Annotated in this window: 12 protein-coding genes; 6 read left to right on the top strand and 6 right to left on the bottom strand. The window is 70.8% G+C overall.

The window, feature by feature from the left end:
• The first annotated feature begins 40 nt into the window (after window positions 1-40).
• Entirely contained in the window at window positions 41-1,810 is a 1,770-nt protein-coding gene (locus GA0070619_RS18185; protein WP_459544675.1) for a PucR family transcriptional regulator, read from the top strand.
• A 105-nt stretch (window positions 1,811-1,915) separates the two neighbouring features.
• Here GA0070619_RS18185 and GA0070619_RS18180 read toward each other — a convergent pair whose 3' ends face one another.
• Window positions 1,916-3,265, bottom strand: a complete 1,350-nt coding sequence (locus tag GA0070619_RS18180) for a hypothetical protein (protein ID WP_088949163.1) — start codon at window positions 3,263-3,265, stop codon at window positions 1,916-1,918.
• An 82-nt stretch (window positions 3,266-3,347) separates the two neighbouring features.
• On the opposite strand from GA0070619_RS18180, the gene murD reads away from it, so the two are divergent.
• Entirely contained in the window at window positions 3,348-4,694 is a 1,347-nt protein-coding gene (gene murD, locus GA0070619_RS18175) for a UDP-N-acetylmuramoyl-L-alanine--D-glutamate ligase (protein ID WP_088949162.1), read from the top strand.
• Window position 4,695: 1 nt separating this feature from the next.
• On the opposite strand, the gene GA0070619_RS18170 is transcribed toward murD, so the two are convergent.
• The 3 genes from GA0070619_RS18170 to GA0070619_RS18160 form a co-directional block, all read right to left on the bottom strand.
• Entirely contained in the window at window positions 4,696-5,202 is a 507-nt protein-coding gene (locus GA0070619_RS18170) for a DUF6114 domain-containing protein (RefSeq protein ID WP_088949161.1), read from the bottom strand.
• A 1-nt stretch (window position 5,203) separates the two neighbouring features.
• Complete coding sequence (locus GA0070619_RS18165; protein ID WP_088949160.1) at window positions 5,204-5,833, bottom strand: DUF6230 family protein; 630 nt, start codon at window positions 5,831-5,833, stop codon at window positions 5,204-5,206.
• A 188-nt stretch (window positions 5,834-6,021) separates the two neighbouring features.
• Window positions 6,022-6,786 carry a TetR/AcrR family transcriptional regulator gene (locus GA0070619_RS18160; RefSeq protein ID WP_088949159.1) on the bottom strand — a complete coding sequence of 255 codons (765 nt, stop codon included), beginning with the start codon at window positions 6,784-6,786 and terminating at the stop codon, window positions 6,022-6,024.
• A 435-nt stretch (window positions 6,787-7,221) separates the two neighbouring features.
• Between GA0070619_RS18160 and GA0070619_RS18155 the strand changes: the two genes are divergently transcribed.
• Window positions 7,222-7,905, top strand: a complete 684-nt coding sequence (locus tag GA0070619_RS18155; RefSeq protein ID WP_088949158.1) for a Tat pathway signal sequence domain protein — start codon at window positions 7,222-7,224, stop codon at window positions 7,903-7,905.
• A 57-nt stretch (window positions 7,906-7,962) separates the two neighbouring features.
• On the opposite strand, the gene GA0070619_RS18150 is transcribed toward GA0070619_RS18155, so the two are convergent.
• On the bottom strand, window positions 7,963-8,988 hold the full coding sequence (locus GA0070619_RS18150; RefSeq protein WP_231927092.1) for a hypothetical protein: 1,026 nt from the start codon (window positions 8,986-8,988) through the stop codon (window positions 7,963-7,965).
• Between the two features lie 48 nt (window positions 8,989-9,036).
• A complete protein-coding gene (locus GA0070619_RS18145) occupies window positions 9,037-10,452 on the bottom strand; it encodes an acyltransferase family protein (protein WP_088949157.1) in 1,416 nt (471 codons plus the stop codon).
• Window positions 10,453-10,645: 193 nt separating this feature from the next.
• Here GA0070619_RS18145 and ngcE point away from each other — a divergent pair, with 193 nt between their 5' ends.
• The 3 genes from ngcE to GA0070619_RS18130 all read left to right on the top strand — a co-directional run bounded on the left by ngcE (window position 10,646) and on the right by GA0070619_RS18130 (window position 13,929).
• A complete protein-coding gene (ngcE, locus tag GA0070619_RS18140) occupies window positions 10,646-12,061 on the top strand; it encodes an N-acetylglucosamine/diacetylchitobiose ABC transporter substrate-binding protein (RefSeq protein WP_088949156.1) in 1,416 nt (471 codons plus the stop codon).
• A gap of 63 nt (window positions 12,062-12,124) precedes the next feature.
• Window positions 12,125-13,033, top strand: a complete 909-nt coding sequence (locus GA0070619_RS18135) for a carbohydrate ABC transporter permease (protein WP_088949155.1) — start codon at window positions 12,125-12,127, stop codon at window positions 13,031-13,033.
• Window positions 13,030-13,929, top strand: a complete 900-nt coding sequence (locus GA0070619_RS18130) for a carbohydrate ABC transporter permease (RefSeq protein WP_088949154.1) — start codon at window positions 13,030-13,032, stop codon at window positions 13,927-13,929. Before GA0070619_RS18135 ends, GA0070619_RS18130 begins: the two co-directional genes overlap by 4 nt.
• The last annotated feature ends 2 nt before the right edge of the window (window positions 13,930-13,931 follow it).

Here is a 13,931-nt window from a genome sequence, read left to right as displayed (position 1 = left end):
CGAGTCGAGATCCGGCGTCACGGACGGTAGCGTGTCGGCCGTGTTCCCTACCGTCCGTGAGGTCCTGGCCCTGGACCCCGTCCGCCACTTCGCGCCGCGCGTGGTGGCCGGAGACGCGGGGCTGGACCGACCCGTCCGTTGGGTGCACGTCGCCGAGGTGCCGGACATCGCCACCCTGCTCGGCGGTGGTGAGCTGGTGCTCACCACCGGCATCGGCCTGCCCGGGGACGACGCGGGGCTGCGCGCGTTCATCGGCGACCTCGCCGACGTCGGAGTCTCCGGGCTCGTCGTCGAGCTGGGCCGTCGCTACGTCAGCGGGGTTCCCCGGGTGATGGTCGCCGCCGCCGAGCGGCGCGGGCTGCCCCTGGTGGAGCTGCGCCGGGCCACCCCGTTCGTGCGGATCACCGAGGCGGTGCACGCGCTGATCGTCGACGCGCAGCTCACCGAGTTGCGCGCCACCGAGGAGATCCACCAGCGCTTCAACGACCTGTCCGTCGAGGGCGCCGACGCCGCCGAGGTCATCCGGCAGGCCGCCGAACTGTCCGGTTGCCCCGTGGTCCTGGAGAACCTGTCCCGGCAGGTGCTCGGGTACGACCCGGCGGGCGAGAGCGCCGAACTGCTGCTGGACAGTTGGGAGCAGCACTCCCGGCGGATCCGGCCGACCGGGCGCACCGCGTACGACCCGGACAACGGCTGGCTGGTCACGGCCGTCGGCGCGCGGGGGCAGGACTGGGGTCGCCTGCTGCTGCGCTGGCCGGCCAGCGGCGACGTTCCCGGCGCCCGGTCCAGTGAGCCGGCCGCCGCCCCGCCCACCCGACTCACCATCCTGATCGAGCGGGCCGCGTCCACCCTCGCGCTGGGCCGGCTGATCCGCCGCGACGCCGAAGGGCTGGAACGGCAGATCCACCGCACCCTGCTCACCGCGCTGCTCGACCACTCCCGGCCGGTGGACGAGGTCGCGCTGCGGGCCAAGGCGCTCGGTGTGGTGCTCGACCGCCGGCACCTGGTCGGCGTGATGGTCCGACACCGGGTCGAGGACCCGGTCGGGGAGAGCGGCCCGGAGGCGGGTCAGGCCCGGCTGCGGGACCTGTCCGAGGCCGTCGGCCAGGCACTGCGGGAGGCGAAACTGACCGCGCTGACCAGCGCGGTCGACGACAACTCGGTGGGCGCGCTGCTGGCTTTGACCGACCCGGCCACCGAGGACCGCGCGCTGTCCGCGTTCGCCGGCGCACTCCGTCGGGTACGCCTCGACTCCGCCGCCAGCCGGGCGACCTTCGGTGGCGACGTGCCCCGGTCGACTGCCGGCATCGAATCGTCAGCTGCGCCGTTCGCTGTCGATGTGCACCGCGGTGCTGGTCCGGGTGCCGTGATCGTGGCCGCCGGGTCCGGGGTGGGGAGCCTGCGCGAGGCCCGACGGTCGTTGGTCGAGGCGCGGCAGATCGCCGAGGCGGCCCGGCAGGACCGGCGGGACCTGCCGATCTTCCGCCTGCCGCACGTCGGGCTGGCCGGGCTGCTGCACCTGCTCCGCGACGAGCCCCGGTTGCAGACCTTCGTGGAACGTGAACTCGGCGCCCTGCTGGAGTACGACGCCCGCCACCCCCGGGAGCAGTTGCTCGACACCCTGCGCGCGTACCTGGAGCAGGGCCGCAACAAGACCGCGGGCGCGGCCGCCGCCCACCTGTCCCGGCCGGCGTTCTACGAGCGCCTGGCCCGCATCGCCCGCATCCTCGACGTCGACCTGGATTCGGTAGAGGCCAGCCTGTCCCTACACGTGGCCCTACTGGCCCTGGAAGCAGTCCGAACCCCCTGACCAGCCATGTTGATCAAGAGATTCGCGTCAGAAATCCCAGTCCTGCTGACGCAAACTTCTTGATCACCGGGGAGGGGCGGGGTGAAGCGGGGCGAGGGGGTGGGGTTAGGGGAGGGGGATCAGGGTTTTTGCGTAGGTTGGGGGGATGTGGTTGGGGCCACCGGGGGTGAAGACGTCCGAGTGGGCCACCGCCGACCAGGCGGTCGCCGGGACGGCGTCGACCAGGGCTCGGATCACCGGGGCGTCGCGCCACTGGTCCTGCTCGGCGAGCAGGCCGAGAGCCACCACCGACTCCTCGACCTCGCCCACGCACTCGAACGGCTTGTGCCCGTCCACACCCAGCAGCTCGCGGTAGCCGGGGATCTGCTCCGGGTCGGCCAGCAGGTCACCCCCGAAGATGCCCACCACCCGCTCGCGGGACATGAACGGCGCCATGGCGAGGAAGACGAACCGGCACTTCGGGCAGTTACGGCACCAGCGCTCGCTCGCGTCGTGCAGCTTGAACGCGGCGTTGCAGCTGGTCACCACGTCGTCGTACCGGGTGATCTCGGCGAACAGCCGGGCGATGTGCAGCTCCGACAGTGAGCGCAGCAGCGAGAAGTACGGTTCGGTCAGGCCGGCGTGCTCGGCCAGCGCCGCCCGCAGCAGCCCTTCCGCCTCGACGCCCTTGGACCACTGGTGGTTGATCTCGTGGCCGTCCCAGACCAGGTTCGGGTCGGACGCCGAGCGCTCGTTGGACATCACCACCGGGCCCAGCCCGTGCAGCACCGCGGTGGCGACCGCGATCAGCGAGTTGATGGCGGTGACCGGGATGTGCCCGTTCAGCGCGCCGGCCGCGTTCAGGTCGAAGAGCACCGGGTCGAGCCGCCGTCGGGCGGCCAGCGGGGTCAGCCCGGAGGCCTCGTTCACCGCGACGATCACGTGGTTCGGGTTGACCGAGAACGGCACCGGGTCCAGCTCGGCGCGGCGCAGCGCCTCCAGGCTGACGATCGAGTCCTTGCCGCCACCCACCGCCGAGAGGGGGCGACGGTCGGAGTCGTCGTACACGCGCGGGGGCTCCGGTGAGCCGGCCGGCACCTCCGGGCGCAGCTGGAGCACGTGCGGCAGTTGGTTGCGGTACGCGTACTCCGCGAGGCCCTTGGTGTAGACGGCCGTGACGTAGTCGACGGTGGCCGCGCCCAGCGGCGCCGGCAGCACGAGTCGGGGCGGCGCTGCGGCCTTGTAGTAACTGACGCCGGCGACGAGGTGCAGCACCTCCAGCACCCGACCGAGGGTCGCCACCGTCTCGTCCGAGGGTGGCTCGGCCGGCAGCGGGAGAGTGATCACCTCGGTGAATCGCTGCTCGCCGGTCGGGCCGGTCAGGGCGTAGTCGAACAACACCTCGCCGGTGGCGAAGTCGATCGAGTAGGACGGAAAGGTGAAGGCGTCCATCCGCCGGAGCTGCTCGTTGGGCACACGCCATACTAGGCCCTGGTTCGTCCGGCCGTGTCCGGACCGGGCCCGCCCTGCCGCCGCCGTGACCCCCGAGGAGAGCCCTGTGCGCCTGTCTGACCTGCGCGGACGTACCGTCGCCGTCTGGGGCACCGGTCGGGAGGGCCGGGCCGCTGTGACCGCCATCGCGGCGCACGGCCCGGCCGAGCTGGTCGCCGTCGACGACAGTGCGAACTTCCTGTCGCTGCCCTGGGACGGCCCCCTGGCCGAGGCGGCGCCGCTGGTCACCGGTGAAGCAGGCTTTGAACGGCTGGCCGCCGCCGACGTGGTGGTCCGCTCCCCGGGCGTGCCTCAGACCCACCCGTGGCTGGTCGAGCTGCGCCGACGCGGGGTCATGGTCACTCAGGGCACCGCGCTGTGGATGGCCGACCACGCCGCGCGCACCGTCGGGGTCACCGGCAGCAAGGGCAAGAGCACCACCTCCAGCCTGATCAGCCACCTGCTCACCGCGATGGGCCGGCCGAACGTCTTCGGCGGCAACATCGGGGTGCCGACCCTGGACCTGCCGGACGCGGAGCTGTACGTGCTGGAGCTGTCCAGCTACCAGTGCAGCGATCTCACCGACTCGCCCCGGGTGGCGGTGGTCACCGCGCTCTTCCCCGAGCACCTGGACGCGCACGGTGGTGAGCGGGAGTACTACCGCGACAAGCTCAATCTGCTGGCCCACAACCCGCAGACGATCGTGGTCAACGGCGGCGATCCCCGGCTCGCCGCCGAGCTGGGTGAGCTGCCGGCGGTCCGGGCCGGTCACCCCGACACCACCCACGTCGCCCCCGGCCTCGACGGCACGCCCTGGTTCCATCTCGGGGACCAGGCGCTGTTCCCGCGCGCCGTACTGCCGCTGGTAGGACGGCACAACGAGGGCAACCTGTGCGTCGCTCTCGCCGTGCTCGACGCGCTCGGCATGGACGTGGTGGCCGGCAAGGACCACCTCGCCGTCGCGGTCGCCGAGTTCCAGGGGCTGGCCCACCGGCTCACCGAGATCACCGACCCGTCCGGGCTGACCTTCGTCGATGACACCCTCGCCACCAGCCCGTACGCGGCGATGCACGCGATCGACGCGTACGACGGACGGCCGCTGACGGTGATCGTCGGGGGCACCGACCGAGGTCTGGACTACACGCCGCTGGCCGAGCACCTGGTCGAGCGGGAGCTGACGGTGATCGGCATCCCGGACAGCGGCACCCGGATCGTCGAGGCGCTCGCCGGCCTGCCCAAGGTGCGTACCGAACTGGTCGACGACCTGGTGGACGCGGTAAGGCTGTCCCGCGAGGTGACCCCGGCCGGCGGGGTCGTGCTGCTGTCCCCGGCGGCGCCGAGCTACGGCCGGTTCCGCAACTTCGAGCACCGCTCCGAGGTTTTCGCGCAGGCGGTCGCCGACACCGCCCGCTGAGTCAGCCCCGGTCGGCCGGGGTCGGGTCCGGCGTCTGCATGCCGGGCAGCAGCACGGTGTCGGCGTCGTTGTCGGGCTCCCTCGGCTCCGGTGCCTCGGGCTCCGCCGCGACGACCGGCGGGCGATTCTTGTCCGGGGTCCAGGCGAATGCGAGCGCTCCGCCGAGCAGGGCCAGCAGCATCCCGATGACGAAGCCGCCCAGGTTCGAGGTCAACCAGGAGACCAGCCCGAGCACCAGCGTGACAAGTGAGTAGAAGACCCTCTGCTGCGGGTTGGTGATCAGCAACAGCCCGCAGAGCACCAGGACGGTGGGCACCAGGTACGCGGCGAGCCCTTGCGGCCCGACGTGCAGCAGCACCCCGAGCGGCGCGCGCAGGGTCACCAGCATCTCCGCGCCGCCAAGGGCGATCAGCACCGCGGCGGTGAAGGGGCGGCCCCGCCGCCAGCGGCGCCACCGCCCGCGGGATCCGCGGGCGGCCGGCGCAGCCTGGTGTCGTTTTGCGCTCACGTCAGCACCCGTCTTGGGTGAACGCCATGCGCAGGTTGGGCAGGTTGAAGACGGCGGCCGTGGTGGCGTAGTTGTTCTGCCGCAGGTTTTCGATGACGATCGAGTCCGCCTGCTGGGAGAAGACGCCGGGGTTGCCCTTCACGCCGGGCACTTTGTCCAGGGTGCTGGCATCCTGGCCGATGTCGATGTTCTTGAAGGCGGCGTTGCCGGCGATCTCGTCACCGTCGACCACCAGGGTGCGGGCGCTGACCGGCTTGTCGCCGTTGCCGGCAGTGATCTTCAGGAAGACGCCGCCCAGGTTGATGCTCTGGCAGAGGTTCGTCAGCTCCGCCTTGTCGATCGCCGAGACCATCACCAGGACCTGCCCGCCGGTGTCGCCCTGGTTGGGGCTGTCCGGGATCATCTGGTCGAGGGTGGCGAACTGCTCGAACCCGGTGCCGGTGAGCTTGTCGGCGGTGACGGTGAACGGCATGCCCGAGATGGCGAACTGCGCGGCCAGCACGCCCTGGGCGGTGAGCACGATCATGCCGGCGGCGCCCGCCGCGACGGTGCCGAACGCGGCGGCGAACCGGCGCCAGCGCACACCGCTGCGCGGCGGACCGGGTTCGATGTGTGCGGTCTCCTCCGACATGGGGCTCTCCTTAGAGATCATTCATTGGTGACAATGGGAATTGCGACCCGGGATGCTGCGTATCGAGGCGCAGAGCCGAAGTTACCGCCGAGTAAAGGGCGGGTCAACAGCGTGTAGCGGCAGCCGGTTACGCGGTATCTGTGAAATGCGTCTAAAGTGAAAAACCGCTGCGGTTTCCGACCGTGTGATCAGGGCTGGAGGGTCGGCACGCAGGGCGCGGCCGTGCTCGGGCCGTCGTCCGGGTGTATTGGCCGGGTCGCCCGAGCCGCACCTTCGGTGCCAAGGAACGGCGCGATGGAGGCGTAGGTGAGCACCGGCAACAACTGCGGCAGTTCATTCGCCCGACCCTGCGCCACGCGGCCGCGGATGGTGGCGTAGACACCGCCGACCACTGTGGACACCAGCGCGTCGCGGTCCACGCCGGTGACCGCCGGTCCCGGGCCGGCGTCGGCAAAGAACCGGCGGAAGCTGCCGAGCAGCGCGTCCCGTTCCCGGCGGGCGTCCGGGCCGGCGGCGTCCACCTCGACGAGCGCCATCCGGGCGAACGCGGGCACGCTCGCCAGCACCTCCAGCAGGGTGCGCAGTGCGCCGCGGGCGGCGTCCGGCCAGGCCGGGCCAGCCTCGTGGTAGGCGCTGTCCATCAGCTGTGACACCACGGCGATGCCGTGTCGGTACGCGGCGAGGAAGGCGTCCTCCTTGCCGGTGAAGAGAGCGTAGAAGGCGGGCCGCGTCACCCCGGCGGCGTGGCAGATGTCGCTGACCCGAGCGTTGTCGTAGCCCTTCGTCGCCACCTCGTGCACGAGCCCGTCGAAGAGGCGGTCGCGCTGGGTCGCGGCCACCGCCTCGGCGGAGACCCGGCGCGGGCCGCGCTTGATCGCGCGGTCGGGGTCGCGGCCGGGACGCGCGCCCGGGAGGGGCACCGACGCCGGATGCGGGTGGCTCTGCGTGGTCAACTCATTGACCCCCTTTGATGCGTTGACTTTACGACCCTCCGGGGTTTATAACTTTCTCCACGCTCAGTTGTTGTTCCGTCACCTAAGGTGATCTCCCCCGGATGATCGCCCTGACTCGTCGAAGGAGGGCTCGATGGCTGTCATTATCGCCGAACACGAGCGCCCTCCCAAGGCCGAAAAGGCGCAGGTGAAGCGATTCCGTCGCAGTGCGCCACGCTGGCCCGCCACCTGAACGGCGGCACCTCCACCACCGTCGGCCGGCCCTGACCGCCGCCCGGCCTCCGCCACCACCGCCGGCCGGTCCCGACGGCCGCCCGGCACCCTCCACCACCGCCGTCCGTTACGGACGGCCCCAATCCCCGCCCGGGCGTCCCCGCCCGGCGGTGACCGCCTGTGCGGTCCGCTCATTCCCGTCCCACCGCGGAAGGAAAAACCATGCTCAGGTACGGAAGAATCGGCGGGGGCCTCGTGGCCCTCGCGCTGCTGACCGGTCTCGTCGCCGCCACGCCAGCCTCCGCCGACCCGTCGGCCGCGCTCGCCGGCAACGTGCTGACCTACCCCACGGCCGGCGGCACCGCCGTCGCCGTCAACGACGTCATCCAGGCCAGCCTCAAGACCGGCACCAACGCCACCTTCTACAACTCCACCTCCGGCACCACCGGGATCAAGTGCGCCGCGTCCAGCTTCAGCGCCAAGGTGCTGACCAACCCGACCGCCCCGGGCACCGCCACCGAGAGCCTCACCGCCCAGAGCTTCGGCAGCTGCACCACCAACGTGTTCGGCACCACCGGGGTGCAGAGCATTGCTCTCAACAACCTGCCGTACGCCACCTCCGTCACCAGCGCCGGCGTCGTCAAGATCACCGGCACCACGGCGGCGCCGGTCCAGAGCACCGTCGTGCTGAACTCGCTGCTCGGTACGATCACCTGCGTCTACCGGACCAGCACCAACAGCCTCACCGGCGCGGCGGTCAACACGACCAACTCGATCACCTTCACCAACCAGCCGTTCACCAAGTTCTCCGGTCCGTCCCTCTGCTTCGGCACCGCGTACTTCTCGGCGACCTACTCGCCGGTGCGCGACAGCACCAAGGGCAACGCCGCTGTCTACGTGAACTGACCACGGTCCACGGGGCCGGTGCGCGGCGACCCGCCGTGCGCCGGCCCTCCACGGCGGTCAGCCGGCGGTCAGCTCCTGGTGCAGGGCGCGCATCGAGCGGATCGCCGAGCGGATCTCCTGAAGGTAGCGGCCGGGGCTGAGCGTCGGCTCCGGCAGCCGATCAAGGTCGACCAGACCGGGGTCGACCCCGACCGTGTCGATGCCGCAGCCGTACGGCACGGCCAGGGTGCGCAGCGCGTCGCAGTGCTGGAACGGCACGTAGATCGGCGCGGTCACCAGCAGCACCGCGTCGTCGGGGGCGAGGCGGACGTGCCCGGCCCAGAACCGCTGGGTGTCCGCGGTGTGGGCGCGCCGTCGGTGCGGTTCGCTGGAGGGCGCCGCGAGCACCCGCACTGGTGGCAGACCCGCCGGGAGATAGGTGCGCGACGACCAGGAATGGTGCGGGTGATCCGCGTCGACCCCGTCCTCGACTGCCGGGGTGCTCACCCCGAACGCCAGCCGGACCGCCGCGTCCAGGGCGTCCACCTCGGTCACGCAGCCGGGCACCCCCGCCTCGGCCAACATTCGGTGTTCCCGGTCGGAGAGCGGTCGGAAGCTGCCCAGCACCGCCACTTCGCCGGTCACCCCCAGCCCACCGTCCAGCAGGCGCGCGGCGTACGCGACGCGGCGCAGGCAGGCGTGCGCCAGACCGCCCAGCACCACCAGGTGGGCGTACGCGGGCCGGGCTGGTGGCACGGGGCGGACGAGCCCGAGCGCGGCGGCGGCGGCGTGCACCAGCTCGACGGTGCCGGAATCGAGATCCGGCTCCCGGGCGTCGGGCCTCTCCCGGCCACCCCGGAAGTCCCAGTGTTCGGCGGAGAAATCGTCGAGGAACCGGAGCATGTCGGTGAGGTCACCGGCCGGCCACCTGCCCCCGAAGTGGTCGATCAGCTGGCGCAGCGGGTCGGCGCCCACCCATCCCTCGACCCCGTCGATCATCGCGGACGTGTCCGGGGCCCCGGCGGGCAGCGGAACGCCCGGCCCGAGGAGCACGGGCCGGGTGCGTACCGGCCCTGATCGTGGCGGGTCGGGGAACTCGAGCACCGTCGGATCGTACCGATCGGAGCGCACGGCCCGAGCCAGCCCGACCCGTCAGCCAGGGCGGTCGAGGGTTCCCCACCCCGACCTGAGCAGTCGCAGCACGCCCGCCCCGGCCGCGTACGCCAGGAGCGCCGGGACGGGGGTGCCGAGCGGCTCCGGGGCGCGGGCCGCCGTCGTGCTGTTGATCAGCAGCCCGGCCACCACTGCGGCGTATCCGGCGACGGTCAACGCGGCCCGGAACCGGCCGGCCCGCCCAGCGGTGCGGTGCCGGCCACTGCGCGCCTCCACCGGCCCGAAGATGACGACCAGCACCGACAGGACGACGGTGAGCAGCAGCAGCCAGGGCAGCCGCCACGCCCACCAACCGGCGGAGTCGACCGCCGGGGTGGGCAGCGTCCCGGTCGCGTCGAGCACCCCGATCAGCAGGATCACGGCGGTGAGGTGCCAGAGGAAGACGGTCAGCACCACCAGGTTGACCCCGATCACCACCTGCCAGGGGCGGGTCCGGTGCAGCAGTCGTTCCGCCGGGTTTCGGAGCAGCAGGATCAGGCCCAGCTGACCGGCGGCTACGGCCAGCAGCGCGACGCTGGGTGGCGAGGCGTTGTCGAGCCGTTCGCCGGGCACCTTGAGCATGGCCACCGGCCACGGGCCGAGCACGGTGAGCAGCACCAGCGCGCCCAGCCCGCCGACGAGGAACATCAGGCCGGCCCGGCGGGAGATGGGCAGTGTTCGGCGTACCCCCGGATGCTCGTGTGTCGACGGCCCGGCTGCGTCGGTGGACGGCGGCCCGGTCTGACCGGCGGCCGGCGGCTCGGCGCGGGTGTCGTGCCAGGCGAAGCCGAGCTGGTGGACGGCCAGCCATCCGAAGAGGTAGTTGCCGTAGCTCCACTCCTCCGGCCCGGTCAGCCGGCCGAGGTCGCCGAGGCCGACCAGGGCGACCAGCACCAGCGGGACGACCAGGCCGAAGCGGCGGTGCAGCGCGTACATCGGTGGGGTGAGCGCGACCACCGCCAGGTAGGCGACCAGGAACCACAGCGGGATGGTGGCGAACCAGAACACCTCGCGGATCCGGGTCGGGTCGGTGCCGACCAGCCAGGCGACCGCCGCCGCGGCGGTGAGGACCAGCAGCAGCACGCTGGTGGGGCGGATCAGCCGGGCGCTGCGGTCGAGCAGCCAGCCGGCGGCGTCGCCGCCGCGGGCCCGCAGCCTGGTCAGTGAGGCCGCGTTGGCATAGCCACCGACCAGGAAGAAGACGGGCATCACCTGGGCCAGCCAGGTCAACGGGTACGCCCACCGCAGATCGCCGAGCGCGGAGTGCCCGGTGGTCTGTCCGTCGGCGCCGCGCTCGATGACCGTGACGGCCCAGTGTCCGATAATGACCATGGCGATCGCGAGTGCGCGAAGCAGGTCGACGTACCGTTCCCGCCCGGCCGGGGTGCGCTCGGCCAGCTCGCGCAGACGGCGCATCGCCCCAGGCTAGGCGACCCGACCGCCGCCGGTGGCGATAACGGTTCGACCGTCAGGACTTGAAGTCCGGGGCTGGCTGTCGTAGAAATTCTTCAGTAACAGAGCATGAACTGAAGAGAATCAACGTGCCTCGCGCGGCGGCCGCCGTCCCCCTGACATCGGCGGTCCGCCCGACCCGACCCGAGGAGACTCGATGAACAGGCGTGACATTCTGCGGCGCACCGCTGCCGCCGGCCTGCTGGCCACCCCCGCCGCCGGTCTGCTGACCGGCTGCGCCACCGGAGGCGGTGGTGACAAGAAGGACACCAGCACCTACCAGGGCACCAAGAGCGCCCAGAACCCGCTCGGCGTGAAGGAGGACGCCCCACTCGAGGTGGTGATCTTCGGCGGCGGGTTCGGCGAGGAGTACGCAAAGGCCCACGAGGCCATGTACACCGAGAAGTACCCGAAGGCCAAGGTCAAGCACTCCGTCACGCAGGAGATCAGCAAGACCCTCCAGCCGCGTTTCGTCGACGGCACCCCGCCGGACGTGGTCAACAACTCCGGTGCGGGCCAGATCGACTTCAACGGCCTGGTCAGTCAGAACGCCATCGCCGACCTCGGCGAGCTGCTCGCCGCGCCGAGCCTCGACGTCCCCGGCAAGACGGTCCGGGACACCCTGCTGCCCGGCGCGGTCGAGGTCGGCTCGTACGACGGCAAGTTCCTGGTGCTCAACTACACGTACACCGCGTACGGCATCTGGCACTCCAGCAAGCTGTTCACCGAGCGCTCCTGGGAGTACGCGAAGACCTGGGACCAGCACATCGCGCTCTGCAAGGAGATCAAGGCCGCCGGCATCGCCCCGTGGACGTACGCCGGTCTGCACCCGCGCTACATGAGCTGGCCGGTGATCGCCACCGCGATCAAGCTCGGTGGCCCCTCGGTGGCGACCGCCATCGACAACCTGGAACCGAACGCCTGGAAGTCCGAGTCGATGCGGACCGCCGCGGACGCCTGGCACCAGATCGTCAAGGACAAGTACATCCTGGACGGCTCGTCCGGCCTGGATCACAAGCAGTCGCAGACCGCCTGGTGTCAGGGCAAGGCCGCCTTCATCTCCTGCGGCTCCTGGCTGGAGAGCGAGCAGAAGGACGTCACCCCGGCCGGGTTCAACATGACCATCGCGCCGACGCCGAGCCTGGGCAGCGGCGACAAACTGCCGTTCGAGGCGATCCGGGGCACCGCCGGTGAGCCGTTCATGGTGCCCGCCAAGGCCCGCAACCTCGCCGGCGGCCTGGAGTACTTCCGCACCATGCTCTCCAAGAAGGGCGCCCAGGACTTCACGAAGAAGGTCGCCAGCCTCACCGTGGTCGCCGGTGCCACCGAGGGCGTCGAGCTGCCGCACGGGCTGACCACCGTGGTCAAGGCACTCGACGCGTCCGGCGCCAACGGCTTCAACTGGGTCTACAACAACTACTACCGCAAGTTGGAGCGCAACCTCGTCGACGCCGCGTGCGGCGAGTTCTTCAGCGGCCGGATCGGCCCCGCCGAGTTCCTCGACCAGTGTCAGAAGGGCGCCGACTCGATCGCCCAGGACAGCTCGATCAAGAAGTACAAGCGAGCGGCCTGACCGCCCGGGCCGGTGGGGGAGAGGTCCCCCCACCGGCCGCACCCCCTTCGGAAAGGTCCCCTCGTGAGACATGGCAAGTGGCCGCTGATCGTCACGTTCCTGGTGCCGCCGGTGCTGCTGTACGTGTTCTTCGTCGTCTCGCCGTACCTGCAGGCGTTCCAGATCTCCACCACCGACTGGCTCGGCTACTCCGCCGACGCCAACCAGGTCGGCCTGGCGAACTTCAGGACCCTCTGGCACGACGACTACGTGTGGAACGCGCTGAAGAACAACGCGATCCTGCTGGGCCTGGTGCCGGTGCTGACCATCGTGCTCGGGCTCTTCTTCGCCAGCATGCTCGCCCTCGGCGGGCGCAAGGGCCGCGCCGGGGTGACCGGGGTACGCGGCGGGGCGCTCTACCGCACTGTGTACTTCTTCCCGCAGGTGCTCTCCGTGGTGATCATCGCGCTGCTCTGGAAAGAGGTGTACCACCCCAACCAGGGTCTGCTCAGCGGCGCCGTGCGCGCGGTCGGCCTGCCCGCGCCGACCTGGCTCGGCGACCCGGCGACAGCGTTCTGGTGCGTGCTGGCGGTGATGGTCTGGAGCAACGTCGGCTTCTACGTCGTGCTGTTCGGGGCCGCCATGTCGGCAGTGCCGAAGGAGATCTACGAGGCCGTGCTGCTCGACGGCGCGTCCCGGTTCACCACCCTGCGCCGGGTCACGCTGCCGCTGCTCTGGGACACCATCCAGGTCGCCTGGGTCTACCTCGCCATCTTCGCCCTGGACGGGTTCATCCTCGTGCAGCTGATGACCAACGGCGGGCCGAACTTCTCCACCGACGTGATCGGCGTACGGATGTACGACACCGCCTTCGGCAGCGAGACCAAGTTCGGCTACGCCTCGGCGATCGGCGTGGTGATGTTCTTCCTGACCCTCACGGTGGCGGTGCTGTCGCTGCGGGTCGGCCGGCGCGAACGGATCGAGTACTCGTGACCACTCTGGATCAGCCCACCGTGAACGCCCCGACCCCGGTTGCCAGACGGGACCGCCCGGTGCGGCGGGAACTCGGCCTGGCCAACGTCCTCTCGCACGGCTTCCTGGTCTTCTGGGGCCTGCTCACCGTACTGCCGCTGCTGTGGATGTTCATCAGCTCGTTCAAGACGAACGGTGAGATCCTGTCCGACCCCTGGGGTCTCCCCGGCGCGCTGCACTGGGACAACTGGGCGCGGGCCTGGACGGGCGCGCACATCGGCCGGTACTTCCTCAACAGCCTGGTGGTGGTGGCCGGCTCGGTCAGCCTCACCATGCTGATGGGCGCGACCGCCGCGTACGTCTTCGCGCGGTACGAGTTCCGCGGCCGTCAGGTCGTCTACTACCTGTTCGTCGGCGGCCTGATGTTCCCGGTGTTCCTCGCCCTGGTGCCGCTCTTCTTCGTGGTCCGCAACGCCGGCCTCTTCGGCACCTGGAAAGGTCTGATCCTGGTGTACGCGGCCTACTCGCTGCCGTTCACGGTGTTCTTCCTGACCGCGTTCTTCCGGACCCTGCCGACCACTGTGGCGGAGGCCGCGATGGTCGACGGCTGCGGTCACTTCCGGCTCTTCTTCCGGGTGATGCTGCCGATGGCGCGTCCGGGAATGATCAGTGTGGCGATCTTCAATTTCCTGAGCCACTGGAATCAGTTCCTGTTGCCGCAGGTGCTGATGCAGGGCGACGACTCCAAGTGGATGCTGGCGCAGGGGTTGTTCGCGCTCTCGGTCAGCCAGGGGTACGCCGGCGACTACGCGCGGCTGTTCGCCGGGCTGAGCATCGCCGTGCTGCCGGTGCTCGCGATCTACGTGGCGTTCCAACGACAGGTGCAGGCCGGCCTAACCGCAGGCCAGCTCAAGTAGAG

The sequence above is a fragment of the Micromonospora zamorensis genome (genome assembly GCF_900090275.1).
In the GTDB taxonomy this organism is placed as follows: Bacteria; Actinomycetota; Actinomycetes; order Mycobacteriales; family Micromonosporaceae; genus Micromonospora; species Micromonospora zamorensis.
The sequence above is the reverse complement of the archived record's forward strand: the minus strand, read 5'-3'. Positions and strand labels throughout refer to the sequence as shown.

What these genes read in the sequence shown, in the direction of transcription:
- ngcE (WP_088949156.1), top strand. Translation starts at nt 10,646, where the DNA reads ATGAACAGGCGTGACATTCTGCGGCGCACCGCTGCCGCCGGCCTGCTG.
- GA0070619_RS18155 (WP_088949158.1), top strand. Translation starts at nt 7,222, where the DNA reads ATGCTCAGGTACGGAAGAATCGGCGGGGGCCTCGTGGCCCTCGCGCTG.
- GA0070619_RS18145 (WP_088949157.1), bottom strand. Translation starts at nt 10,452, where the DNA reads ATGCGCCGTCTGCGCGAGCTGGCCGAGCGCACCCCGGCCGGGCGGGAA.
- GA0070619_RS18165 (WP_088949160.1), bottom strand. Translation starts at nt 5,833, where the DNA reads ATGTCGGAGGAGACCGCACACATCGAACCCGGTCCGCCGCGCAGCGGT.